We start from the raw sequence: 26,515 nt of genomic DNA, 5'->3' as shown, positions 1-26,515 counted from the left end.
GCACATAACGCGGATAACTCCAACACTTACGATTTAACCGGATTACCTGCAGGTGCGACCGTGAAATATTTCATGACCGTTGCGCAGGAAATTGGCGCAATGGATACCCCATGGACTGAGTTTGTATTGAGCGGTTCCGCTGCCTCATCAAGTGCAGCATCCAGTACTCCTGCAAATAGTTCATCCAGTGCAAGCTCTGTGGCTGCGCTCAGTCAACATATCGAAGCAGAAACATTTGCGTTTATGTCTGGCCTGGAATTGTTTAGCACTAGTGATGTCGGCGGTGGCCAAGTTGTAGGTGCAATCGATGCAGGAGATTGGATGGCATTCACCAATATCACCTTCCCAGCTACCGGAAATTATTTGGTGGAGTATCGCGTAGCTAGCCCAACCGGTTCATTGTTATCACTGGATTTAAACGGTGGTTCAATTGTATTGGGCAACGCAAGTATTCCTGCCACGGGTGACTGGGGCAATTTCACCACTGTTAGCCAAACCGTCAGCGTAAATGCAGGCACTTACAATCTCGGCATCTACGCACAACAAGGTGGCTGGAGCATTAACTGGTTACGTATTACCAAACTCTAAAAACACCCAAAAGTTGTAAAAAAGCTGCAACGGAAAATTCCGTTGCAGCAGAGTAAACAATAAATCACAACACTCATACACGGAGATTTACCATGAAAAAGTTTTTTACTGCATTAACGCTCACAGCAAGCGTTCTGCTGGGATCTAATGCCAATGCCGTTATTATTGATGCATCAACCATTATCCCGGATGAAAATATCCTGCTTAACTTTAACGGCCTTGACTGGGTTTATGCCGGCCCGATTGCCACTGAGGAATGGGGTCCAGGTAATATCGAAGCGCCTGAATATCGCGCAAGCGAAGGCTGGCGTTATGCTACCGAAGCAGAGTGGGCATTACGCCCGGATTGGACTGATTTTATTATTGGTAACGCGATAATTGACCCGATTTCCGGTTTTAGCGATCACTCGATATACCGTTTTGCATCAGAGTATTGGAGTAACTTTAATCATATCGATTTAATCGATGCATCCGAAGGCTTAATCACTAACGGTTTTGATATAGGATCTTTATTCGAAACCCATGAAACCTGGTATGTACGCGATGCACGCATCACCAGTGATGTTCCTGAATCGTCTTCCATTATTTTATTAAGCCTTGGCCTGTTAGGCTTAGCACTACGCCGTAAAAAGCACAGCAAATAAAATTCTACTTCTTTGGAAAAACAAAAAAGCCGCATTCAAATGCGGCTTTTTTATTGATACAGATATAACGCAGAACTTTCCAAAGACTAACTTATTAAAGTTGCATTTTCTTCCTCAAAACTCACCCCAATGATATGAGGATATTTAACCAACACAGCCAAAGCAATTAAATCATAGGCACCGTGCCATAGCATAACAAGCACAAGACTATCACTGAAATGATACGCAACGCCGAACACAATACCCATCAAGGTCGCGACAACAAAGTAGACAAAGGAAATAAAATGCAACAAACCGAAAATGAGTGCGGGGATGAGGATGGCAAGGTAGATATTAACATGTGTTGCAAACCAGGCTTGTAAACCAACACGAAACAATAACTCCTCACCAACTCCCGCCAAAATAGAAATGATAACCAGCTTGCCCCATGAGTAACCAATAAAGTGTCGCCCCATTTTTTTGACATCAATAGTTAACTGCTCAGCAACACGACCACCATAAAGATAAACAAAATACATCAGCGCATAAGTCACTACAGCAGCAAATATACCTAGCGACAAATCCACTACAGGTGATGAATGCCACCAGCGCCACGGCAATTCGGCAGCAATCACAATAAGGCAACCGATAAATACAATACAAAATTGACTGACCAACACGTAAGCGAAACTTAATTTATTATCATTAGCTGGCATTCTATTCTCCAAAACTCCATTTAGATCGGCGCTTGATTACCGCTTCCGCAAACGCAACACCGCTTTGTTTTGGTCAATAAAAAAATCGAAACGGCCGAGGATATCAACACCTAATAGGCCATCAAATTGATCCATATTCTCCATGGGCAAACGGGCGAGCATATGTTTATTGAAGGTGATATTGTCGAGTGTAAACGTATCTACCACAAACAAATAACTTTCTACCGAACCACTTGCCGTATTCAATTGAATTGGCTTGGGGGATTTCACTAATGAATAGTGACGATTAATAAAATTGGCCGTTAACCCACTTAACGATGCACCGGTATCTAACAATAACTTAACTGGAACTCCCTCTACTTTTACCGGCACTAAAAATTGGCTGCCGAAGCGAATCAAAGGTACTGTTATTTCCGGTGGATTATTATCATCTCCCGCAGAATCCCCATCCAGCTTGGCGAGGATTCCCTCTGCCCGCGCACGGGTTTCTGGCTGATTAGCGGCCATCAATGCATGATATTGTGCTTGCTCATTATCTTCTTTTTTTAGATTCATTTTAGCGAGCTGTAAATGCAACTCGCCGTTATCCGGCGTGAGCTTGATAAGGTCATTTAGCTGCGCCATTAACCACTCATAACTTTCACCAAAAATGGATGGATTATCGGTGAGGCGAATTAAATATTTCGCCAGATAATCTAATGCATTATCAATTTTCTGTGCGTCTACTTCGGCATTAATATAGCGAAACCAAACCCCAACCGATTCTTTATGTTGCCCTTGCTGCTCATACACGCGCGCCAATAACCAGAGCGCTTCGGTGTTTCTCGCATTCTCATCCAGCAACTGATTTAGCAGGCGCACCGCTTCACCATAGGCACCATTGGCAATTAATTGGTTAGCTCGCGCGATCGGCGATAATGCAGCACTTGGTGCAAAACTATCTTGTGCAGCTACCGTTTGATTTGGTTCAGCATGGATAGAGGGAAAATCAACGCTATCGATTGTTTGTGCTTCAGGGACAGTGCTAGTGACATTAGCTTGCACATTATCAACTTGGCGCCCATGCCGATATTCACTGGCGTAAAACCCCAGTGCAAAAGTGATAGTGGAAATTAGAATTGTCTTTTTGGTATTCATCGTTATTGTAGGTTTGGATAATTTAAAATTTCATCAGGATTGCAATTGCTGTCGAATAAATCCGGCCATGTTTTCCGGTTTAGTAATCGAGGCAAAACGTTTAATCGGTTTACCGTCGCGACCAATTAAAAATTTGGTGAAGTTCCATTTAATCGATTGCCCTAACCAACCCGGCAATTCTGCCGTGAGCCATTTAAATAGTGGATGGGCATCAGGGCCGTTAACATCCACTTTGGCAAACATCGGAAAAGTCACGCCGTAATTGATCTGACAGGTCTGCGCGATTTGCTCTGCGCCCCCTGGTTCCTGTTTTCCAAATTGGTTGCAGGGAAAACCGAGGACCACCAAACCGTCATTGGCAAATTCTTTATAGAGTGTTTCAAGCCCTGCATATTGCGGGGTGAATCCGCATTTACTGGCAGTGTTGACCACCAATACCAACTTGCCTGCGTAGTCAGACAGTGCGACGGGGGTTCCGTTCAGGGATTGGGCGGAGAAGGTATAAAAAGGACTCATGACTCACCTCTAATATTGCTGGCGAAAGTAACATGAGCCCAGACTGCACGGATGGGGCGATTTAATCAACCCCAAACAGTTAGTATTCAGCGGCGGGTTTATCCAGAGGTTTAATCAGGATGTTGCGATAAAATGCTTCAGCCCCTTCGGACTGGATTTGCAGTTTGCCCTTCGTCAAAGCGACATATTTGCCATTGATTTTTTCGCGCGAATTAAAACCACGGAAGACTTCTTTACCGTTCACTTTGTGAATCAGCGTTTTGCCATCGGCGATGACTTCCATGGTGTCCCACTCACCGCTTGGTTTTTCATAATTGCCGAGCTTTAGCACGCGCGCGGCAATATCTTTGCGCAGCGGCTCTTTGGGATCATAGCGATAGAATTTCCAATCGCCCTGATTCGCATCACCTGCATGCACATCAATGATCACACCATCGAGGCTGTGGTAATCACCGCTGTCACCTTCCTGCACCTGGAATTCATGGCTGCGCATCCAGTGTTCGCTTTGCGCACCCTGAGGACCAACAGCGTAGTAAAGCAAACCACTATCGCGCACTACATCCAAACGCGGATGCCATTTTTTCTTGCCCCACTTGATGTCGAATTTCAAATGGAAGTTTTCATATTCATCAAGCGTGGTCAAACCACCCCACTCTTCACCGGATACACGCAGCAAACCATCGACCACCGAAAATACTTTTTTCGGATCATTGTTTAGCCCGCGCGGCTTGTGTTTGGAAACAAGGTTGTACTCGTTAGTCTCCGGCTGATAGCTCACATAAGCTTCCCATCCGGTCAGGTCTTTGCCATTGAACAGGGATTTCCATTCACCGGCCATAACCGCATTACTGGCCAGCAGGCCACAGAGTGAAAGTCCTAGAAGTAGTGGTTTCATTATCGTTCCTCATGTCGTTGTTGTAATTGGTGCGAAGACTAGGCTGGGCGGGAAAATGAGTCCATATATACATCAGGACAATTACAGTCCTTTACCTTACACCGGAATTGATCTCCCAATATCCACCAGTGATCTTTATAAATGGAGCGCCCGTATTCATAGGCAGATCTGCACGCACTCGTTGCTTCGCCGACCCGATTATCCAAGGTTTAACACTATGCACACTTACTGGAAAACTCTGCTGTTATCAGGTTTGATACTTATGCTTGCCTCCTGCTCAACCACCTCAATTGATGACTACGCCAACAATCAGCCAGCGCTGGATTTGCACCACTTTTTTAAAGGTTCATTGAGTGCTCATGGTGTTGTCAAAGATCGCGGTGGCAAAGTTACGCGTTATTTTAATGCGGCAATCAATGCGCATTGGGATAAGGGGATTGGCACACTGGAAGAAAAATTTGTATTTGATGATGGTGAAATTCAATATCGAAATTGGACTCTTACACCTACCAGCAAAGGTTATGCAGCAACCGCAGGCGATGTGATTGGCACTGGCAGCGCGCAAGTCAAAGGCAATGCGATGCAATTGGACTATGTGCTGGAAATAAAATACAACGGCAAACCGCTACAACTGAATGTGGAAGATTGGATGTGGCAAGTGGATGAAAAAACACTGCTTAATGAATCCATTTTACGCAAATGGGGCTTTAAAGTCGGTAGCGTGCAACTGGTTATTGTTAAACACTAACCAAAAAACACCGCTCTATTAAAAACGTATTGTACTGAGCTGATACAACTTATCGCGCATATGCTGTGCGCCCTCGCTATCACCGCGTTTTTCATAAATGGTAATGGCGAGCTGATAAAATCGCTCTTCATTCTCTTCTTTTTTAATCGCTTTTTTTATCAACACCAATGCTGATTCATAGTCATTTTTTTCAATCGCCTCTTCTGCACGCTTGAACATGAAGTAGGGATTGGCATTGCGGTGCATACGCACGCGCTTCTGATACTCCTGATGCTTTTGTATATTTCCCATCTCTTTATACAAGCCAGCCATATTGTGCATGATGGTGTAATCGCGCGGATTAATACTGAGCCCATGCAAATAAACCGCTTCTGCTTCAGCAAACAATCCCTGGCGACGATAAAAACTACCAAAGTTACTCCAGATATAACTCGGCTTTTCACTCATCAATAAAGCTTTACGCAAATACAAAAACGCATCGCGTGTTTTACCCTCTGCAGCCAACTCCATGCCGCGGTTGGAATAATATTGGGCGGAAACCAAATCCTTACCAATAATATTTTGTTTATAGTGCGGGCGAAAACGACGCATTTCCAAATCCACCACTATATCGCTCACATCAGCTGTACCTACCACGCGCACAAAGGTGCGCTGCGGACGCGGCAAAAATACTTTGGCATTCACATGCCGCATAAACAAATAAGTATCGCCCGCGCGCATATCCCACGTGGGCGGCAAGATGACTTCATTTACCTCCGCCAGCAAACCAACATGGCGAGCCATAGCAACAAATAACAAGGTATAACTCAGGCAATTGGCTTGGCGAGTTTCGAATGCCTCCCTGCCGGTGATGGTGTTGCAAGCGCTGTAGACGATGCCGCGCCCACCGTAATTGGTGGAGGTCATCAGCGCTTTGTGCAGCGCCTCGGCTTTGGCATCGGTGTTATTGGCTTTCGCGGTGACTGTCTCGGCGAAGACCTGCATTTCTTTGGTCAAACCGAATAGATCGACATCCGGTAGCTCGCTAGCCTGATAAGGCCTTCCCAAAATGGAGCTACCCGACAAAGCCGTCGCCAGAGGGTCTTTATCTGCCAAAAACGGGACTTTCTGCACCACAGAGGTACAGGCAATAAGGGTAAATGCCAGTGATACAACCAAAAAACGGAGTGAATTCATTGTTATTAGGCTCGAATCCGATCGGTTAGTCCCTTTGAGTATAGGAGCCATTTGCCGATTCCGCGCGCCACAAGTCACCCGCTAAATTTATGCCAAGCCCTTGAAGCAGAATAGATTTTTAATCTCACTCATCTTTGTCTGGATAACCATTTTGCCCCTTACGCAGAATCACTTAACGAGTTGACACTGCAGATTGCTCGAAAAAAGCGCGAGAAAAAACAAATAGTGCACCTACCAGCGCACAACCACCCACCAAATATCGGCACCAAAAATATGCAGTCACTTTTACTGCGATCCAACAATGTGCAAAAGCAATAAAAAATAAAAGAATCAATACCAACACAGCAAATTCCCTGCGCCGTTAAAGTGCACCACCGACCTTGGCACAGTGTTTGAATATGCCTATTTGTACTGACTCATTACATCAAACAATTTTTCCAATTTTTTCTGAATTATTTTTTTATCTTAAATTTTTCAGAAAAATAAAAATTAAATTTATGACCGATGTTTGCATCCACAGCCTGGAGTCTGAAATGAAAGTAACCGCCACTACAATGAAAAAAATTTCACGATTGCTAATGCCCTTGGCAAAAAAAACCTTTGCCCTTGCCGCTGCATTTTCTTTAATAACCGCCGCGCAAGCAGCTACCGGCCCAGCAGAAAAACCCGATTTGAAATTTGGCTTTATTAAACTGACTGATATGGCTGACCTTGCGGTCGCTTACGAAAATGGTTACTTCGACGATGAAGGTTTGACGGTAGAACTGGAAGCACAGGCCAACTGGAAAGTTGTACTTGACCGAGTAATTTCCGGCGAGCTGGATGGCTCACATATGTTGATGGCACAACCGGTTGCCGCCAATATTGGTTACGGCACCCAAGCAGAATTGGTAATTCCATTTACCATGGCGCAAAACACTTACGCGATTACCGTTTCCAATGAAGTTTGGAAAAAAATGAAAAAGAATGTACCGGTAGGAGCTGATGGAAAATTAGTACACCCGATTAGCGCCAGCACATTAAAACCTGTGGTTACCGAAATGAAAGACGCAGGCAAATCAATGCAAATGGGTGTGGTGTTTCCGGTATCCACCCACAATATGGGTTTGCGTTATTGGTTAGCGGCAGGTGGAATTAATCCCGGCGTATATGCACCGCACAAGGGTGACACCACCGGCCAATTAAATGCCGACGTTTTATTATCCGTTACTCCACCGCCACAAATGCCAGCCACTATGGAAGCAGGCACAATTCAAGGTTACTCAGTAGGTGAACCCTGGAACCAGCAAGCCGTATTTCGCGGAATTGGTGTGCCGGTCATCGCTGTGCACAACAAAATGGGCGATAAAGTATTTGCGGTAAAAAGAGAGTTTATCCAGAAATATCCCAACACCAGCGTGCGTGTTGTTAAAGCAATGATTCGCGCAGCGAAATGGCTCGATGAAAAAGAAAATGCCAACCGCAGTGCGGCGGCGAAAATGATTTCTGCAGCGCATTATGTGGGAGCTGATTACAAAGTTATCGCCAACTCTATGACCGGCGTTTTTGAATACGAGCGCAAAGATGTACGCCCAACGCCCGACTTCAACGTATTCTTCCGCTATAACGCCTCTTACCCGCACACTTCCGATGCCGTGTGGTACTTAACCCAAATGCGCCGCTGGGGCCAAATCCCAGAAGCAAAACCAGATAGCTGGTACATGGAAATGGGCAAAAAAGCCGTAGCTCCAGAGATTTATCAACAAGCAGCAGCGGATCTAATTGCTGAAGGAAAAATGGCCGCAAGCGATTTCCCCGACTTCAAAACCTTTAACGGCATTCGTGCAGCAAATGAAACGGAATGGATTGACGGTGTGCAATTTGATGCAACCAAACCTAATGATTACCTCACCAAATTCAAAATTGGTTTGAAAGGTGACGACAAAATCTGATTGACCAACCCTGTACCCGAGCAATGAAAAATAAGCCCGCTCTCACTTAGTGACCAACAAGCGTTTACGAGCGAGCGGGTAACCAGAGGAAATGTTCATGAGCAGCAAACTAGCCACCTTGAAGTTCGAACAATTAAAAGCCATCAAATGGCGCGATGTAGTACTTGCGATATTAATGCCGTCTGTCGGTGTACTCGCGTTTATTTTGTTGTGGCACACCGCCGCTCCTAACATCAATACGTCTCTCGGTGATTTCCCCCAACCCAAGCAAGTGTATGAGCAGTGGGGCAACCTGGTTGACGAATACAAAACCGAACAAGCGCGCGCAGCAACGTTTTATGAGCGTCAGGAAAAGCGCAATGCCGAATTGCTGGCGAATGATCCACAAGCTAAAATTGATGAGCGCAGTTTTAATGGCCGCCCTACTTTTTTTGACAAAATTAAAACCAGTCTGGTGACTGTGCTTTCCGGATTTTTTGTTGCATCAATCATCGCCATTCCTCTCGGCATTTTGATTGGCCTAAGCCAACCGCTCTACAGCGCATTCAATCCGCTGATCCAATTGTTTAAACCGGTATCGCCACTGGCGTGGTTGCCGTTGGTGACAATCGTAGTGAGCGCTGTTTATGTTTCTGACTCGCCGATGTTTTCCAAGTCGTACATTATTTCATTACTCACCGTGAGTTTATGCTCACTCTGGCCGACCATGATCAACACCGCTGTGGGCGTTGCTGGTGTAAGCAAAGATTTGATTAATGTTAGCCGCGTGTTGCGCCTCGGCTGGTTTACCCACGTGATTAAAATAGTTTTACCTTCTGCAATTCCGATGATGTTTACCGGCTTGCGTATTTCACTCGGCATCGCCTGGATGGTATTGATCGCCGCGGAAATGCTGTCGCAAAACCCTGGCCTCGGAAAATTTGTGTGGGATGAATTCCAGAATGGCTCATCCGATTCATTAAGCCGCATTTGTCTCGCCATTTTGGTGATCGGCCTGATTGGCTTTTTACTCGACCGTATTATTTTGTTGTTACAAACCTATGTGAACTGGGACAAGAGCGCCGTCGTTCGCTAATCACTTGTTAATCCTAAGCAATAGAGAACGTAAAAATATTCAGAGGAAAAAAACATGAGCCAGATCCATCTTGAATTAACCAAAGTGGGCATCGAATTTCCAACACCGAAAGGTCCGTTTTGCGCGCTGCAAAATGTGGATTTGAAAATTAAAAAAGGTGAATTTGTTTCGCTAATTGGTCACTCGGGTTGCGGCAAATCCACCGTGCTTAATATTGTCGCTGGCTTATATAAAGCCACTACCGGCGGTGTAGTGTTGAATGGCCGCGAGGTGAACGAACCCGGCCCTGAACGCGCCGTAGTTTTCCAAAACCATTCGCTGCTGCCTTGGTTAACCGCGTATGAAAATGTCGAACTGGGCGTAAAACGCGTATTCAAAGGCAAGAAAACCAAAGCCGAAATGCGCGAGTGGATTGAGCACAATCTGGAATTGGTACACATGACCCACGCGATTCACAAGCGCCCGGACGAACTCTCAGGCGGCATGAAGCAGCGTGTGGGTATCGCCCGCGCGCTGGCAATGGAGCCGCAGGTGTTGCTGATGGACGAACCTTTCGGCGCACTGGATGCATTGACCCGCGCACATTTGCAGGACTCGCTGATGGAAATCCAAAATGAGTTGGGCAATACGGTGATTATGATTACCCACGATGTGGATGAAGCGGTGCTGCTGTCCGACCGCATTGTGATGATGACCAACGGCCCGGCCGCTACCGTAGGTGAAATCCTCGATGTCACCCTGGAACGCCCGCGCAATCGCCTCGAACTGGCTGACAACGCCGAATACAACCATTACCGCTCGGCGGTGTTGCGCTTCCTTTACGAGAAGCAAAAAAAAGTTGAATCCATCGGTGCCAAGCGCGCCGAAAAACAGCTCGATAAAGACGCGCCCGCAAAGGCTAAAAGCGTCGCCTGATCGTGCCAATTGCCAAGCCACCCACAATCATTGGCTTGGCATGATCGGCAAAACCTACCTCTGTTGCCTCGGCTTGCCGGGGCTTTTTTTATACGCAAAAGAAAGTTGTTTTTTCAGGCTGAAAACCAAAAACAAGAAAAAGAGCATTTAATGACCTGTTTGACTGTTTTTTAGTTGGCACATTTTTCATCATTGGTATATATTATGCAGCATATTTAGGCGACACCCATCCGTGACGGATCACGCACTTTTGGAAACAAGGCGCGAACACTCCATGCAGCAAGCAAGCAAGCAACCCTATCTACTCCTCACCGCAAAACTGGAGCAACCATCAATTGAGGACACCATCCCATCGATTGAGGCACATGCGCTAGAGGAATTAACTCAACATCACCCCCAATCACACCAACAACCGCAACAGGATCAGCAGCCAAAGGCACAACTGATTCCATCGACCTACGCCGACCTGATTATCGATTACCTCAAGCAATTGAATATCGATACCGTATTCGGTGTACCGGGCGGCGCCATTGAGCCGCTGCTCAACTCCCTTGCCCGCAGCGAGCGCCAAGGCGGCCCGCGTTTAGTTGTTGCCCGCCACGAGTGCGGCGCTGCCTTTATGGCCGATGGTTATTCCCGTGAAACCGGCAAAATGGGCGTTGTCTGCGCCACTACCGGACCGGGTGCGACCAACCTGATTACTGGCGTTGCCTCGGCACTCGCCGATGAATTACCGATGCTGGTGATTACCGCCCAGACCCCGCTGCCTAAATTCGGCAAGCGCGCGCTGCAGGAATCCAGCTGCACCGCTATAGATACTGTCGGCATGTTCCGTTACGTCACCCAGTTCAATACGCTGGTATCGCACCACGAACAGCTGGAGAGCAAGTTGGTATCGGCGATCATGGCCGCCCATCGCAAACCTAACGGCCCAGTTCACATCAGCGTGCCCGCTGACGTGCTGCGCGCACCAGCATCCATCAACGCCCATATCCACAGCGACTTGCTGGTGCATGATTTTGCGATGGCCGACGATTCAGCCATTGCCCGCCTGTGCGAAAAGCTCGGCAAGGTCGACAACATTGTGATGTACATCGGCAATGGCGTCGGCAAAGCCAGCAAGCAAATTATGGAATTTATCGAACTCACCGGCGCTGCATTTGTTACCGGGCCGATGGGCAAAACCTGGGTCGATGAACATCACCCACAATACCGCGGTGTGTTTGGCTTTGCCGGACACGAAAGCGCACGCAACCTGCTGCAAAGCAAAGAAGTAAACCTGATCCTCGCGGTGGGAACCGAACTCGGCGAGTTAGGTACTAGCGGCTGGAAAAATGATTTGCTCAATACCAAGCTCGTGCACATAGATTCATCAATCGAACATTTCACCCGCTCGCCTATGGCGAACCTGCATGTGTTCGGTAATATCGATGTGATTTTTGATCGCTTGGTAAAAAGCGTGCGCGAAGTGCGTAAATGGGGACGTCGCTGGGAGACATTGCCCGGTGGTGAAACCCAAAATGCCAACGGCGGATTCTTCACACTCAATGATCCGGAAAAATGCTACTCCAATGCGAGCCCGGTAAAACCCCAGCGCTTGATGTGCCATCTCTCGCAGCAACTTCCCGACGACACGCGCATTTTTGTCGATGCAGGTAACGGCTGGTCATGGGCAACCCATTACCTGAGCCGCGCGAATAGCGAAGGCTTGTATCGCATCGCCATGGGTTACGGTTCAATGGCTTGGTCAATTGGTGCAGCGATTGGCTCTGCTATCGCCAACCGCAACGCGCCTACGCTTTGTATCGTCGGTGACGGTTCTTATTTGATGAGCGCGCAGGAAATTACGGTCGCCGCCCAACAAAAATTGCCTGTTATCTTTTTAGTGCTGAATGATTCAGCAATGGGCATGGTGATGCACGGCCAAATGCTCGGCCAGCAAGAGTCGATTGGCTGGGAGCTGAACGAAGTCAATTACGCGATGATGGCGCAAGCCATGGGCATTGACGGCATCATTATCGATTCACCTACGCAACTGGATGAACTCGACTACACCGCACTCTTCAGCAAAAACGGCCCGACCTTGCTCGATGTGCGCATCGACCGCAATGAAGTCCCACCCATGGGCGACCGCATCAAAGGCTTGGCAGTGAATGGCGCCTCTGCAACGCCGGGAGGCTAATTAGCAACAAGGTTGATTATTTTAGCTACAGGGTTAATTTAAGGATGGTCTAAGCGAAAAACATCCCTAGGCGAATGGCATCTCGCAGTTTATGCTAGGCTAAAGGGATATTAATTCGGAGACCTATGAGTGTTAATTGATAACACCAATCCCAATCAACCTGATTCGCCTATTAACCTCCTTGTAGTTAATAACGACCCCACTGCTTTAGCTGCTATTACTGCCAGCCTGCTTGCGGCTGGCTTGAATAATCTGACCAGTGTTGATTCTGCCCAAAAAGCCCTGCGCACACTGCGCCAACAACCCGTTGATCTCTTGATTGCTGATGTCGATACCGCTGACCTCGACGGTTGGCGGCTGTCGCGTTTAGTCAGAAGCGGTATTCTCAAATGCCGCGCCGATTTGCCGATCATTATTATCGCCAGCACCTGGTGCGAACGCATCGCCGAAGTTACCGCGCGCGAGTACGGCATTAATCAATTATTACCACTGGAACATCTGGAGCAATTGCCAAAAGTCGTCAGGCACCTTGCCCATAGTCAAATCATCAATTCAAAACCGCGCTTGCTGATCGTCGAAGATGAGCCGGATACCGCCGATCTCATTTCTCGCGTGCTCGCACCATCATTCAATATTGAAGTCGCCAGTGAAGGTGATGCTGGATTGAAAGCCTGGGTGCAAGGGCGCCACGATTTGGTGTTGTTGGATGTGATGCTGCCGAAATTATCAGGGCGCGATATTTTGATTGAAATCCAAAGTATTGATCCCAACCAGCCCGTGGTAATTATGACTGCACACACCACCACGGATCAGGCGGAAGAATTAATGTTACTGGGCGCGGTGGATTTTTTACCCAAACCTTTCCGCGCCGAGCAATTGCGCAAAGTGTGTGACATCGCTATCCATCGCGATGACTTTTTAGTCAGCACCCAACAATTTGCCACGCAAGTAAAATCCTTGCAGGAGCGCGAGCTCGCCTTCCGCCAATTGTATGAGAGCCACCATCAGTTACTCGATGATTTGCAATCGGTAGTGATGGAATTAGATTCCGATTTTGCTATTTGCTATCTGAACCGCGCATGGGAAACCATGATGGGTTTTCCGATTAGCGACTGCATCGGAAAATCGCTGGAACACTTTCTCGCCGATGAAGACATCGCACAGTTTTCGCTGTTCAAAAACAAAATCCGCAAAGCGTTGCAGCAAAACAAACCCTGCCCGGAAATTGAAATTTGTTTGAGCAATAGTCGCAACCAGAAGCTGTGGGCGCAATTAAAAATCAGTCGCTCCAGCAATGCCAAGCAGCAGAGCAATCTCACCATTTGTTTGGACAACATTACCGAGCGCCGCGAATCGCAAGAACAGCTTAAATATCTGGCAATGCACGATTCATTGACCGGTTTATACAATCGCCACTTCTTTGAAACCACGCTCGCGCAATTGACCGCCGACTCAGTGCGCAACAATCGCCAGCACGCATTAGTTTATTTGGATCTCGATCACTTCAAAGTCATCAACGATACCTTCGGCCACCAGAAGGGCGACGAAGTACTGCGCGAGATGTCGCACCTGCTCAGCAAACGCATTCGCGGCGCCGATATTTTATGCCGCTTGGGTGGTGATGAATTCGCTATTTTATTGCGCGATATAAAAGGCACGGAAGCGCATGACTTTGCCCGCAGCATCCAGCAAATCATTGGCGAGTTCAGCTTCCAATTACAGGAACAGCGCATCAACCTCGGCAGCAGTATTGGCCTTACATTGATTGACGGCAGCACCAATAATGCGGAAGAGCATTTAATGCGCGCTGACATCGCGCTCTATGTTGCCAAAGGTCGCGGTCGCAACCTCATTCATTTGTACGACCCACTCGACAGCGAAAGTGATGAATTGCGTCATTCGATTAATATGTCGCAGAAAGTGCGCAAGGCAATTACCGATGACCGCATGGTGCTCTACTTCCAACCGATCTTCGATATCAAAAACAATCGCATTTCTTATTACGAAGCACTGGTGCGCATGATTGAAACTGATGGCCGCATTACCGGGCCGGATAATTTTATTCCCGCACTTGAAGCCGCCGGTGAAATGCATTTGCTTGATCGTTGGATTATCAAGCTCGCCATCAAGACGCTCAACGAACACCCGGAATTAACCCATATCGCCATTAACCTTTCCGCACAGGCATTCAAAGATGACAATCTCGTCCCTACAATTCTTGAAAATCTGAGAGAAACCGGTGTTAATCCGAAGCGTATTACTTTTGAACTGACCGAAAGCGCCAGTTTATTTAATTTGCAAATCACCCAACGGGTTATCGCGGAGCTACATAAGCTCGGCTGCAGCTTTTCTGTGGATGATTTCGGCTCAGGCTTTAGCAGCTTCGCGTATTTGAAAGATTTACCCGCGGATTACATCAAACTGGACGGTTCGTTTATCCAAAACCTGCATCGCGATGCAATTGACCAAACCCTGGTGCGCTCGATGATTCAAGTAATACAGGCGCTGGGAAAAAAAGCGGTTGCAGAATATGTGGAGAATGAAGCGATTCTCGATATTTTAAAATCCATGGGCATCGACTTTGTGCAGGGTTATCACATCGGTCACCCACTGCCGATTGCCAAAATATTGGAAGCCCAGGCCAAGATCAATCTTGCCAGCAATGTGTTAACGCACCACTAATTTTTTACTACTCAATATCTAACACTCAATAAAAAACGCCGCGAAATTCGCGGCGTTTTTTATTGCACATTTTATTTTTAATCGGCATCCGGCACCGGGCGTTTCGCAGCACCTTGATAATCAATATCGTTGCAACGTAACGGCAAAAATGTTTCAGGGGGACGTTTGTAAGTATCAAGATAACAAGCAGTCACCCCACTGGCGACCAGCATGGAAAACATCTGGTAGCATTCATCTGCAGTGAACCCTTGATCGGCCAGGAAAGCCGACATGTAGCCATTGATATTCATTCCTTCGTCAATTCGCTGCAGCAAATCTTTTTCTATTTCATAAGCAAGCAACATGTGCTCACCAACACCAAAGCCGAGTTTGCGACCAACCTCTTCCATCACTTCCAAACGCTCATCGCCTTTTGCAATCGGGCGACGGTATCCCATGATGTATGGCTTTCCGGCACAAGCAGCAAACGCACTATCAATAATTTGTGCCGGTGTTAAACCCTGCTGTTGATTTATCCGTGCCTGCTGGATAAATGTAACGCTCTCCAGTAGCGGCAGCACACCGTAAATGCGCGAGTCTGCTGCAAGCGAACCCATCGCGGTTGCACTCATCACCGATGTGCGCGCAGCACCCGCAAGTGCACCAATCTGATTACACCAAATGCGCGGATCAGGCCAACTCAAACAACCGTAAAGCGCCTCGATCCAATCCGCCAAAGGTTTTTCGACCAGTTTACCGGTTGCATTGAGAATCAAAATCTGGAAATAGGTTTTTTCACCGACCAATTCTTCCAGCATTGAATAGCCATGACTGAATACACCTTTACCGGGAAACCATCCGCCAGTGCTGCTAATAATTTTGCCACGACGCTGATCGAGGTCAGCAATAATCGTTGCCTGCTGCTGCGCGACTTTATCGTTCGATAACATAATTTTCATCACTCACAAAAGGCATTGCAAGAATAGGTTTACCAGCCATTTCCAGACCGTGGGCTAAAAGACCTGGCGCGCCCAATAATTGAAACAGGCATGCACCGGTGCGCGAATTAAAACCAAGATCAGTAAATGCTGCAGCCGCGACACCAGCCATAGTCCAACCAATACCTTGCGCTGCCAGCGCCGCCGAAAATTCGCGCCCCCATGCAAGCGCGGCACCGGCTGCATCCAGAGTAGCTAAATGATCAGCAAGTTTTTTTGCGATAGGATCGACACCACCGAATCGCTTATCAAACCCGGTAACAGACCAATCACTTTCATTGCTTAACAACAAATTAGTTGTCACTTGTTGCGCGTCTGCCCCGCTATGTGTTGCAAAAAATTGCATCGCATTTTCTACTTCACCGCCTCCGGCATAGGCGCCACCAAGTACAGCAGTTGCAATAGGAAGGATGTGAAGCGGATCAGTTTTACCCACACCAGCATTCATTGCTGCGCGCGTAGCCGGGTGGCGTGGACCGGGATTGATCAAGGCAATCATCAGTTGCTGCAATAATTGCGCTTGCGCGCGCGTAGGCAATTCGCCGCGAAACAATAAATAAAATACATCAACAAATGAGCGCTTTTCTGCCAGCTCTGCCAGGTCATAACCATGGCAATAGCTCGCTTCAGCAAGATAGGGATTATCTGCTGCTGGCTCTTCATACCAGAGATTGGTGGCCGTGCGAGTAACAAAAGGTTCGTTGCGGCTACGAACCTCTTCGTGCTTATATTCCTGGCTCATAAAAATTTCCAGCGATGAAAAACAGGATAAAAAATTAGCGGAAGGTATAGGTTAAACCTAACCAGGCACTGCGGGATTCGAGCGGGTAATCTTCGGGGATGGAACCACTGCTTGGTTCGCGCGCATCTTCGTCGGTGGCGTTGCGCACAGCAAATGACAAATCCAGATCGCGCAAAATTTCTTTTCGATGTAGTGTGAAATTAAGCAGAGTGTAATCCGCAATTTCCGCACGCGAATCACCTGCAGCGCGCGCGCGATCCCCAACCCAATTCAACTGGCTGTTGATATGCCAGCGCGGTAAAAATTCCCAGTTTGCGTTCAATTTAAACTGCCGACCGGGCGCATCGGCAATAGTATCGCGGGTATGTACATTTTCCGCATCCTGCCACGCATAACTACTGCTTAATTGCAGCTGCGACAGAGGCTTCCAATTAACTTCCCACTCAATACCTTTACCATCCTGATCCAATGCATTCTGCGCAGTTTTGGTGGTAGCAAATTCATCGGGCATAAATTCGATCATGTCCGTTGCACTGTAAGTGTAGAAAGTAACGGAGGTTTGCAAGGTTTGCGCAGCAAGAAAGTTAAACGATAATTCCTGGGTATCAATACGCTCTGGTCGCAACGTATTGTTGCCGAGAGAAACCGGATTGTTTTTGAAATAGAGTTCAGCGAAGGAGGGGGCGCGGAATGCACTTCCGTATAACAATTTTGCCGTCAATTTTTCGTTTGCAGTCCACACTAAAGCGACGCGAGGATTGGTGGTACCACCAAAATCGGAATAGTCGTCGTAACGTATACCTGCAGTAACCGCGAGACCACTGGTCATTTGCCATTCGTCTTGCAAGGATAAATAACGCAAGTTGCGCGTACTTTCTGCCAGATAAACATAAGGCGTGTCACTGACATCAGTAAGCTTGCCATCGACAACTGACTCACTGCCATTGATGATACCCGGGCCAAAGTTTTTCGTTTCACGCGGATCAAGCTCTTGCTTCCTCGCACCCACTGCAACACGAAAACGATGCGATTCCAAACCGGTATAAAGCGAGACCCATTCAGCCAGAGTATCACCCATTGTTCCACCCGGATTACCGTAAAGGCCATCAGGAAAGCTCACCACACCTTCATAATCGGTGAAATCCACGTTGCCGTCTTTGCTAATTGGCAACAATGCATTGGCTGGAAACAAGCGGAAAACAGTATCAATGTCGTAGTACAAATGGCTCAGGCGAATACTGTTGTCCCAAACAGAAGAATCTTTATTAAAGTGATGGGTTACATCCACCATAAAAAGCTTGCTGTCGTCGTGTCCCAATGGATCAAGGATTTGCGCACCTCCCGCACCTACGCCTGCATCACGCGATATCCAATTCCATAAATTGACCTGGGTCTGTTCAGTGCTAAGCGATAAATGCGTATCCAATAATTCGTAACGAGTAGAGAGCGCGCCCGGAGCCAATGACGCATCGGTACCAATTACGCTATCCAGTGCAGTTTGCAAATCGGCATTAACGACGCGATCAGAATCCCCATCGGTTTTTTGATAGGCCATCCCGAATGCAATGGCGATATTGTTCCACTCAGTCGCACCTTGTGCCCAAATATCCTGACTACCAAAGGAGCCGGTACGCGCGCCTACTTCAGTTGCATCGATAGCCGCCGCATCTTTAGTGATCACATTGATCACGCCCGAATAAGCATCAGCACCGTAGACGGCAGAACCAGGACCGCGAATAACTTCGACGCGCGCAATATTGGTCACCGGCAGGCGGAACAATGTAGGCCGTCCACCCTGCAAGCTGTACTGCACGGGAACACCATTCAAAAGTAGCAATACTTGAGGATTAAACCCGGTGTGAATCCCGCGAATAGAATAAATAGAATCAAGCCGACTTAACGATGACAGGGAGACGTGAAGGCCGGGAACGGTTTCGAGTACATCATTGAGGCTGCGTGCGCCCATGGCTTCAATTTCAGCTGCATAAATAACAGACGCAGTTGCAGGGGCGCGATCAAGAGGAGTGCTATTACCGGTAGCGATGGAGATTTCAACCTGACCTAACTCGGCCAGTGAAAGATTGTAAAAGTCGACGGCGGCGTATTGGGTATCCGTTTCAGCTCTCAGGCCATGCACCTGGGATGCCAAAAAAAGAGTCAGCGAGATCGTTTGAATTCTTATTGCACGCATAATGACAACCTATTTAAAAGGGCCGACGTCATTCCGCTGACAATATCACTCAAATTACGGGTGAGTTTGACTCACCGCAAACAATTCGTCCTAACCAATAGCTGATCGTCTAAAAAAAATCGCCTAAGCACTTTTCGCGCTAAGAGAAGGCTAAAGATAGTTTACCTGAGCATGAAAGCAAAGAGCTTAACGCAAGTTTAGGGGATGTTTATGAATTTTTATGGGGGGCAAGGCGTTGAATCGCGAGCTTGAGTGTCTCGCGGCGGACGGGTTTGGTTAAATATTCCTCAGCTGGCTGGCGATTAAAACGCTTACGCTCTTCAATCATGGAGATGATGATGACCGGAATATCGCACACATCCGGGTCAGCTTTAATGCGTTCGAACAAAATCCAGCCATGTTGGTCAGGCAAAAATAAATCCAGTGTGATGACATGAGGCTTAATCGATTGGATTAACCGCCAACCGCTTTCGGCATCACTCGCCGTATGGACTTGATAACCCTCGGCGCGAATAGTGCGCGCCATAATATCCAGAAACGCAGGATCATCATCAATCATCACCACTTGCTCACCGGATGGCGGTGCAAGCGCAGGGATGACCTCAACAGCGGGTTCATCACCTTCTGTTTTGATTGCATCGCCCGACAACAGCTTCATCGGCAGAGGCAATTCCACAATAAACTTCGAGCCCACACCCAGCTCGCTCTCCACCCGAATGCCACCGCCCATTAATTCACACAGCTGGCGAGTAATGGACAAGCCCAAACCGCTGCCCTGGAATTTACGCGTAGTGCCTGAGTCGGCTTGTTTGAATGGGTCAAAAATATTTGCTTGCTGCTCAAGTGAGATGCCGATTCCTGTATCGGCAATGCTGATATAAATTTGTTTTGGTTGGTGGTACGCCTTTATCCGCACTTGTCCGTTAGGAGCAAATTTAATCGCATTACCCAACAAGTTAATCAGGATATGCAGTAATTTTTCCGGATCAGCAATTGGCAGCGTCTCACCATCATCCACATCCGTCAGCAAGCTGATTGAATTCTTCTCAAGTAAGGGCGCAACAGTGCCCAAAGCTTCATCGACCAAACTCGACAACTTCACTTCGGTCAAATCCAGATCCATGCGTCCGGATTCAATTTTCGCCAGATCAAGCACGCCGTTAATCAGCTTTAACAAACGCTCGCTGTTGAGAATTACGCGGTTTAAATCTTTCAGATGATGCTCATCGTCCGCCAACTTCAGCTCTTCGATAACCACTTCGGTGTAGCCGATGATTGCCTGCAGCGGTGTGCGCAATTCGTGGCTCATCAACGACAGGAATTCACTCTTGGCTTTGCTTGCGTCTTCTGCTTTGCGTTTGGCAATCGCGAGGCGATCACGCGCCATTTGCAGATCCTGACTGTGCGCGGCAAGGCGCTGGTTGTCGCGACGCTTAATGGTATAGGCGATCAAGACGGTAATGATCAACAAGGTACCCAGAAGTACCGAGCCCCACAGATAGCGAAGCGCTACTTTTTGTGAATCAACCAACTCATCCAGATCCACAATCGCGTTCTTTTGTTTGAGGATAGTTTCCTCTTGCGACTTGATGGTGGTGTTCAAGTAAGTCAGGCGCTTCTCGCGCGTATTAATTTCTTGCAAGATGGTACGCAGATGGGTTTGCTGTTCATCCAACTCTTTGGTGCGCAGCTCAACCTCACGCAACAAGGCCTCGCGCTCTTTCTTACTGGTTTCGATTTGCGTTTGCTGATCTTGTAACAGGACTTTTTGTTCGGCAATCAAGCTATCGCTTTTTTTGATGTTCTGGCTTAACTCCGCCATCTCTTTTTGCAAACCGGTATTCAACGCTTCCTGATTCTGGATAGCTGCCGTTAATTCGCTCAAGGTTTTTTCGCGGCCGTGCAATTGTTTTTGCAATGCAACCAGAGAGGCTTGCCCTTCACGATAGAGCCTGGCAACATCGATCTCGGTACCACCGTTTAAAATTAATTCCGGCAGCGGCGTCAGACCATGGTTGATGATGTTGGATTTATTTACTTCAAACTTCAGGCGATCATTCTCGGTGGTAACCAGATTGATCATCACCAACTGTTTGTTGCTGTAGGAATCGGTGACCAACAATATTGGTTTGCCTTCGAGCGCATCGTAAATCCCGGCGATGGTGTTAACGCTTGCCTGCTCCACATACACCATGTGGTACTTGCCAAGGGATTCGATCCGATTCACTTGCGTGACAGTAATAGGAAGATTACGCAACTTCATTCTGTCGCGTAAAACTGCCAACTCGGACATCAACGCCGGATTAGTCGGGCCGTAGACGCCAATATCAAATGAGGTCATGGCCGCCTGATTGGGCCACTCAATATTTTTTGCGAAATTGTATAAATAAGATGCAGTAATTTTTTGCTTGTTAAGGCCTTGCGCCCAAGCGGAAGGAATGAGGCAAACCAATAATAAGACGAAACACAGCAGGCGCGACAAAAACTGCCCATGCACTCCAGCCTGCTGCGGTGAACTACGGCGGCAAGGGGCAACTACAGAGGACAACACAGTGCTTGCTAACATGTCGATTGGTCTTATAAGTTTTTTAACAATCGAAGCATAGCCGGTTAATTCTGGTTTTGATAGATCTTGTGCCAACGGCGAGCAGAGTAAAATTACTCCCTGGCTTCAGGAGCACGTATCAACCGCGAAATATCTCTGTAAGAATGCAAAGACTTCCAAGGTAATCCTTTACCTGTGGATGGATTTGGAAGAAAAATAATTACATGTAGGCTTTAGCAAATGCCGCTTTGGACTCCTGAATGTATGCGCGAACCTTCACAGCATGGGATTCCCACAATTTGCGATCCTTTTCATCAGAGAAAGGATTCTGGTCTTTTGCGACTGAGCGATCAAACTTGTCATAAAAGGTAATCACTGACGATGCAATTTGGTTAAAGCGATCTTTATATACCTGGGTTTCCTCCATGGTGCCGGTCGCCTTCATCATAAATTGTACGAACTCAGTGTTGGAGCTGGAATAATTTTGATAGCTCTCAGCATGCATCAGGAAATAATTATTGATTTCCTGCAACGCCGCATTGCGGGTGGGCTCGTCTTTACTCATCACACGATTATAGTTTTCCTGTCCACGCCCCATGCCACCGGCAATTAGCGATTCTTTCAAATGCTTGTCCAGGTCTTTGCGGAATTTATCCACTTCGCGCTGGATATCAATCAAGTCTTTATCCAACGCGACAACCGTACTCAATTCTTTTTCCACTTCACCAAGGAAACCTTCCGCTTTAGAGAAGGTTTTCAAACCATTTTCTTCGGCAAATTTGCGGGTTTTACGATCAACACCGGCATTCTCGTAAGCGACTTTATCAAAAGTAGTCGCGACTATGGTTTTAAAGGGCTCGGCAAACGCAGCATAGGCGCCTTGGGTCATCACGTTCAACGTTGCAGTCGCGATATCACCCAAAGGTTTCAGCAATGAATCCATACGCGCCTTTTGGATTGGCGATGCCACCATGCGCACATCGCTCACAATACCTTTGAAGGTTTGATAGCCAAGCGGGTTCGCCATTTTGCCGCGCTCGGAAGTCGCCAACACCAAAGTCACGCTTGAATAAATACCGTTGGCATATTCCAGATACTGACGTTGTACATCAATTTGTGCAGCGTAGTTTTTACCGAGTGTACGCAAAGCATCGGCTTGCACTTGATAGTTTTTATCATCGCGCAGCTTGCCTAATACTTCGGCAATCACCTTTTCCTGATTCTTTTGCAGCGCAGTATCCAGCAGGATTTTTTCCACACTGACGTCATCCAACCACACCTGACCGTTGGTGACTTCAAAATCCAGACGCAGGAATTTTTTGCCCGGGTCATCAATTGAAATACGTTTTGCGTGATATTCAGTTGAGTCATTGCTGCCAAGGATCTGGCCCACCTGTACCCAACCGGTATCAGAGTTTTGTGTCGGTGCCACCATCACATTGATTTTATATTGCGTCGCGGGCGATGAAGTTTTAATCCAAAACTCCAAAGTGCCCTGCTCGCTCAAATTCACCCGCGAGCGAACCGATGCTTCACCCTGTTCAATTTGCAACGCGCCAGTACCATTGCGCGCTTGCTCAGTGACCACTTTGGCTCCGTAGAGGAATGCCCACTTTTTGTTGTCCGTATCAGTTTCAAAACCGTTTTTGAAAATGACTGACTTTTGTTGTGCCATAGCCATAGATGCCATCAGGCTGACCGTACACAACATCGCTATTTTTGCGCCTGTTTTCAACATACTGTGCTCACAGTCCTTAATTAAAAAACATGAAATAATAACAACGTAGAAATCTGATTAACTACTCAAGCAAACCCGGAATACGGGCCTGTAAAAAAGTATCTACCGCCGCTTTGCGCTCGCCTAACACACGGGGATAAGCCACTGGCTCATCGCGCAACCGCGTAATCGAATTCACATAACCATTCGCGCCCCAGCCATTTGCGTTAATGGGGTTGGCGACAGGATCGTCCAGCGCACGTTCGGCAGCAATAATAGTCCATCCCTGCTCCACCAAACGATCCACCAAAGCGACAATAAAATAGGCCGCCAGATCTGTTTCTTGTAACACCAATACTTGTCTGGGCGAATAACCTAACAGGTTAAATGCCGTTGCATCCTGTTGCGCTAATGATTGCAGAATAAAATCGACGTAGGTTTTTTCCAATACCGCCATATCAACATGACGATTACTGCGGATCTTTTTTTGATACAACTGATCCAGATACTGATCCGCACCGCGCCATGAGTTAAATCCGGTAAACGCCGGATGGTAACCACGCTCTTGTAAAAATTCTGCAAGCCCGCGTTGGATGTTGACATCACCCGCCTCGTGCAAATAAGAAAAGTGCACGTGCTTTTTATAGCCGGCGTAATTTTCCAAAATACGGTTGGCTTTCAGTATGCCAATTTCATACACATACAAATCACTTTTCGTCACCAGGCTGTGGCCGTGCCCGGCGTTCACTAACAGATGGCCTTTATCACTGTAAACAGCTATGCGCGCTTCATCTTTCTGATCAATACCTTTAGTTTTGATCAGAAACATCGCTTGGGGTACGCCCGCGGTTGCCAAATTGCGCACCAACATTTGCGAGCGCGCCATTGCATCCAGTGATGTAGATGGCTGCAGTGTATTCTCAAAGGCGATGACCAGTTCACGTGCGTAGCTATGGCTGCTGATTGCTAGCGCGCAAACCACACACAAACTTCCGAACAATCTTCCACGCACCCAATTTTTCAGCACTGTATAATCTCGCTCAGATAATGTTGTTAACATCAAACCTATTCAGGCAACTCGTACAACTCCAGCGGTAAACCATCTGGGTCCTGAAAAAAGGTAAACCGTTTTAGTGTGTACTCGTCAATGCGAATCGCTTCTACCGCAACACCGTTGCTAATTAACCACTCAACGTAGGCATCAATATCGCGCACCACAAACGCCAGATGGCGCAATCCGCAAGCCTCTGGCCGCGAAGGGCGCGCCGGTGGGTTGGGAAAGGAAAACAATTCTAACTGAGTGCCATCCGGTAACGCCAAGTCCAGTTTCCAGGATGCGCGTTCTGCACGGTAATGTTCAGCAATCACTTGCAACCCCAGAATTCGGGTATAGAAATGTTTGGACTTCTCGTAATCCGAACAGATCAACGCAACATGATGAATAGTCTGCAATACCGGTGGAACAATGCTCATTGTTTAACACTCAATAGATAACACCCGATGGTTAACACCAGCGATCCGCCATGCTCATTGCAAAGCTGATTTAGTATAACCTTGGCCTCAACTAAAATGATGGTTTCCCGCTGCCAAGTATATTGGAGCTTATGCTGAGGCTGCGAGGCTGTATCGGGGATGAATAACCGGTTAGGCCCTTTGTTTTGGAGCGCCATCTGTCACACCACTTATCGCCAACACAGGATTTGTTATGAGCTTGACCCGCCGTCACTTCTTACAGAACGCCGGAGCCGCTGCTATAGCGCTGACTGCTTTTCGCCATCTACCTGTACAAGCGGAGGCCTATGCGCTCGACCCTCATCAGGGCATTGATAAATATGGTCCGCTGATAAAAGACCCGCGCAAGGTTATCGATTTACCAGCAGGGTTTCGCTACCAAATCATCGCAAGAACCGGCGACTCTATGAGCGATGGCCTGATTATGCCCGGTGCACCCGATGGTATGGCAGCCTTTCCTGATCCGAAGAATCCATCCCGGACACTTCTGGTACGCAACCATGAATTAAGTTCTTCATGGGGCGATATAGACGCGTTCGGCGGCAATAAAAAGCGCGCAAAAGAATTCGTTGGAGATAAAGCCTTCGATTTCTACCGCAAAGGCCTGCCTGCCAACGGCGGCACCACCACCTTGGCATACAACCACAACACGAGCAAAATCGAGCGTAGCCATTTAAGCCTGGTGGGAACCTCGCGCAACTGTTCCGGAGGCGCAACCCCTTGGGGTTCATGGTTGACCTGTGAAGAAACCACCTACGGCATCGACCAGGGTTTTGGCCGGGATCACGGCTTCGTATTTGAAGTACCCTCAACAGCGACAGATTTAGTTACCGCTATACCACTACACGCCATGGGGCGCTTTGCCCACGAAGCCTGTGCGGTTGATGCCACTACCGGCATTGTGTATCAAACAGAAGATGCGAAAAACGCACTCTTCTATCGCTTTATTCCCGGCACTCCCGGTGAATTGCACAAAGGTGGCAGCCTGCAGGCGTTAGTCATCCGCGATTGGGCCGGAGCAAACACGCGCAATTGGCTCGACGATACCGATCCCGGTAAACGCACCGTCACCAGTGAACAGGAATTTTTGTGTGACTGGATTGACCTGGATAATGTCACCGCCCCCGCTGCTGATCTCGCTGCCCGGGGTCATGCAAAAGGCGCCGCTATTTTTGCCCGCTGTGAAGGATTGGCATTTGCAATGCGCTCCGACACTCGCCAACGCGAAGTATTTTTTACTGCAACTACCGGTGGCAACAAAGGGCTTGGACAAATCTGGCGCTATCAACCCAGCCCCTATGAAGGCACAAAACGCGAGCGCGAAGCACCGGGCAAACTCACGCTGGTTTATGAAAGCCAGGATCGCACTTATCTGGAAGGTTGCGACAATCTCACTATCGCCCCTTGGGGTGATTTGATTGTGTGCGAAGATAGCTATTCCGAAGCGAAAGACAACACCAATTATTTGCGCGGGCTGACACCACAAGGAAAAATTTATACGCTCGCGATGAATGCCCACAAAGACAGAAGCGAATTTTGCGGCGCCTGTTTTTCACCGGATGGTACAACGCTGTTTGTGAATATCCAGCAACCGGGATTAACACTTGCCATCACCGGCCCTTGGAAAAGTATTCGCCCGACCTGACA

21 protein-coding genes are annotated in these 26,515 nt (G+C 47.7%); 9 read left to right on the top strand and 12 right to left on the bottom strand.

What is annotated here, in order from left to right; genetic code table 11:
- Both AAGC78_RS00865 and AAGC78_RS00860 read left to right on the top strand, forming a co-directional pair.
- The coding region (locus tag AAGC78_RS00865) for a carbohydrate-binding protein (RefSeq protein ID WP_435782131.1) at positions 1 to 588 on the top strand (588 nt) is incomplete at its 5' end.
- Positions 589 to 680: 92 nt separating this feature from the next.
- Positions 681 to 1,232 carry a PEP-CTERM sorting domain-containing protein gene (locus AAGC78_RS00860; RefSeq protein ID WP_435782130.1) on the top strand — a complete coding sequence of 184 codons (552 nt, stop codon included), beginning with the start codon at positions 681 to 683 and terminating at the stop codon, positions 1,230 to 1,232.
- Between the two features lie 86 nt (positions 1,233 to 1,318).
- Here the strand turns inward: AAGC78_RS00860 and AAGC78_RS00855 are convergent, their stop codons facing one another.
- The 4 genes from AAGC78_RS00855 to AAGC78_RS00840 form a co-directional block, all read right to left on the bottom strand.
- Entirely contained in the window at positions 1,319 to 1,927 is a 609-nt protein-coding gene (locus AAGC78_RS00855; RefSeq protein WP_435782129.1) for a lysostaphin resistance A-like protein, read from the bottom strand.
- 36 nt (positions 1,928 to 1,963) lie between these two features.
- A complete protein-coding gene (locus AAGC78_RS00850; RefSeq protein ID WP_435782128.1) occupies positions 1,964 to 3,064 on the bottom strand; it encodes an aspartyl protease family protein in 1,101 nt (366 codons plus the stop codon).
- A gap of 33 nt (positions 3,065 to 3,097) precedes the next feature.
- Positions 3,098 to 3,580, bottom strand: a complete 483-nt coding sequence (locus AAGC78_RS00845; RefSeq protein WP_435782127.1) for a glutathione peroxidase — start codon at positions 3,578 to 3,580, stop codon at positions 3,098 to 3,100.
- 79 nt (positions 3,581 to 3,659) lie between these two features.
- Positions 3,660 to 4,475 carry a 3-keto-disaccharide hydrolase gene (locus AAGC78_RS00840; RefSeq protein ID WP_435782126.1) on the bottom strand — a complete coding sequence of 272 codons (816 nt, stop codon included), beginning with the start codon at positions 4,473 to 4,475 and terminating at the stop codon, positions 3,660 to 3,662.
- A gap of 262 nt (positions 4,476 to 4,737) precedes the next feature.
- Between AAGC78_RS00840 and AAGC78_RS00835 the strand changes: the two genes are divergently transcribed.
- Positions 4,738 to 5,223, top strand: a complete 486-nt coding sequence (locus AAGC78_RS00835) for a DUF3833 domain-containing protein (RefSeq protein ID WP_435782125.1) — start codon at positions 4,738 to 4,740, stop codon at positions 5,221 to 5,223.
- 18 nt (positions 5,224 to 5,241) lie between these two features.
- Here AAGC78_RS00835 and AAGC78_RS00830 read toward each other — a convergent pair whose 3' ends face one another.
- Positions 5,242 to 6,399, bottom strand: a complete 1,158-nt coding sequence (locus tag AAGC78_RS00830) for a transglutaminase domain-containing protein (protein ID WP_435782124.1) — start codon at positions 6,397 to 6,399, stop codon at positions 5,242 to 5,244.
- A gap of 578 nt (positions 6,400 to 6,977) precedes the next feature.
- Here AAGC78_RS00830 and AAGC78_RS00825 point away from each other — a divergent pair.
- The 5 genes from AAGC78_RS00825 to AAGC78_RS00805 all read left to right on the top strand — a co-directional run bounded on the left by AAGC78_RS00825 (position 6,978) and on the right by AAGC78_RS00805 (position 15,184).
- On the top strand, positions 6,978 to 8,330 hold the full coding sequence (locus AAGC78_RS00825) for a CmpA/NrtA family ABC transporter substrate-binding protein (RefSeq protein WP_435782174.1): 1,353 nt from the start codon (positions 6,978 to 6,980) through the stop codon (positions 8,328 to 8,330).
- Positions 8,331 to 8,427: 97 nt separating this feature from the next.
- A complete protein-coding gene (locus tag AAGC78_RS00820; protein WP_435782123.1) occupies positions 8,428 to 9,405 on the top strand; it encodes an ABC transporter permease in 978 nt (325 codons plus the stop codon).
- A gap of 54 nt (positions 9,406 to 9,459) precedes the next feature.
- Entirely contained in the window at positions 9,460 to 10,320 is an 861-nt protein-coding gene (locus tag AAGC78_RS00815; RefSeq protein WP_435782122.1) for an ABC transporter ATP-binding protein, read from the top strand.
- Between the two features lie 274 nt (positions 10,321 to 10,594).
- Positions 10,595 to 12,502 (top strand): thiamine pyrophosphate-binding protein, encoded by a 1,908-nt coding sequence (locus tag AAGC78_RS00810; protein WP_435782121.1) that lies wholly within the window; start codon positions 10,595 to 10,597, stop codon positions 12,500 to 12,502.
- A 129-nt stretch (positions 12,503 to 12,631) separates the two neighbouring features.
- Positions 12,632 to 15,184 (top strand): GGDEF/EAL domain-containing response regulator, encoded by a 2,553-nt coding sequence (locus tag AAGC78_RS00805; RefSeq protein ID WP_435782120.1) that lies wholly within the window; start codon positions 12,632 to 12,634, stop codon positions 15,182 to 15,184.
- 77 nt (positions 15,185 to 15,261) lie between these two features.
- On the opposite strand, the gene AAGC78_RS00800 is transcribed toward AAGC78_RS00805, so the two are convergent.
- The 7 genes from AAGC78_RS00800 to gloA2 all read right to left on the bottom strand — a co-directional run bounded on the left by AAGC78_RS00800 (position 15,262) and on the right by gloA2 (position 24,829).
- Positions 15,262 to 16,113: a hypothetical protein gene (locus tag AAGC78_RS00800; RefSeq protein WP_435782119.1), complete on the bottom strand. Its 852-nt coding sequence runs from the start codon at positions 16,111 to 16,113 to the stop codon at positions 15,262 to 15,264.
- Positions 16,097 to 16,903 carry a citrate/2-methylcitrate synthase gene (locus AAGC78_RS00795; protein ID WP_435782118.1) on the bottom strand — a complete coding sequence of 269 codons (807 nt, stop codon included), beginning with the start codon at positions 16,901 to 16,903 and terminating at the stop codon, positions 16,097 to 16,099. The genes AAGC78_RS00800 and AAGC78_RS00795 overlap by 17 nt, the downstream gene beginning before the upstream one ends.
- A 34-nt stretch (positions 16,904 to 16,937) precedes the next feature.
- Positions 16,938 to 19,094 (bottom strand): TonB-dependent receptor plug domain-containing protein, encoded by a 2,157-nt coding sequence (locus AAGC78_RS00790; protein WP_435782117.1) that lies wholly within the window; start codon positions 19,092 to 19,094, stop codon positions 16,938 to 16,940.
- Between the two features lie 208 nt (positions 19,095 to 19,302).
- On the bottom strand, positions 19,303 to 21,660 hold the full coding sequence (locus AAGC78_RS00785; RefSeq protein WP_435782116.1) for a YfiR/HmsC family protein: 2,358 nt from the start codon (positions 21,658 to 21,660) through the stop codon (positions 19,303 to 19,305).
- Between the two features lie 199 nt (positions 21,661 to 21,859).
- Entirely contained in the window at positions 21,860 to 23,377 is a 1,518-nt protein-coding gene (gene bdpA, locus AAGC78_RS00780; protein WP_435782115.1) for a BAR domain-like protein A BdpA, read from the bottom strand.
- 61 nt (positions 23,378 to 23,438) lie between these two features.
- Positions 23,439 to 24,383 carry a hypothetical protein gene (locus AAGC78_RS00775; protein ID WP_435782114.1) on the bottom strand — a complete coding sequence of 315 codons (945 nt, stop codon included), beginning with the start codon at positions 24,381 to 24,383 and terminating at the stop codon, positions 23,439 to 23,441.
- 38 nt (positions 24,384 to 24,421) lie between these two features.
- Positions 24,422 to 24,829 (bottom strand): SMU1112c/YaeR family gloxylase I-like metalloprotein, encoded by a 408-nt coding sequence (gene gloA2 / locus AAGC78_RS00770; protein ID WP_435782113.1) that lies wholly within the window; start codon positions 24,827 to 24,829, stop codon positions 24,422 to 24,424.
- A 232-nt stretch (positions 24,830 to 25,061) separates the two neighbouring features.
- On the opposite strand from gloA2, the gene AAGC78_RS00765 reads away from it, so the two are divergent.
- Positions 25,062 to 26,513, top strand: coding sequence for an alkaline phosphatase PhoX (locus tag AAGC78_RS00765; protein WP_435782112.1), 1,452 nt, complete (start codon positions 25,062 to 25,064; stop codon positions 26,511 to 26,513).
- Positions 26,514 to 26,515: the final 2 nt, after the last annotated feature.

The organism is Cellvibrio sp. (assembly GCF_039207905.1).
GTDB lineage: Bacteria > Pseudomonadota > Gammaproteobacteria > Pseudomonadales > Cellvibrionaceae > Cellvibrio.
Note: the sequence above shows the minus strand (reverse complement) of the source record. Positions and strands in the feature narration are given on the sequence as shown.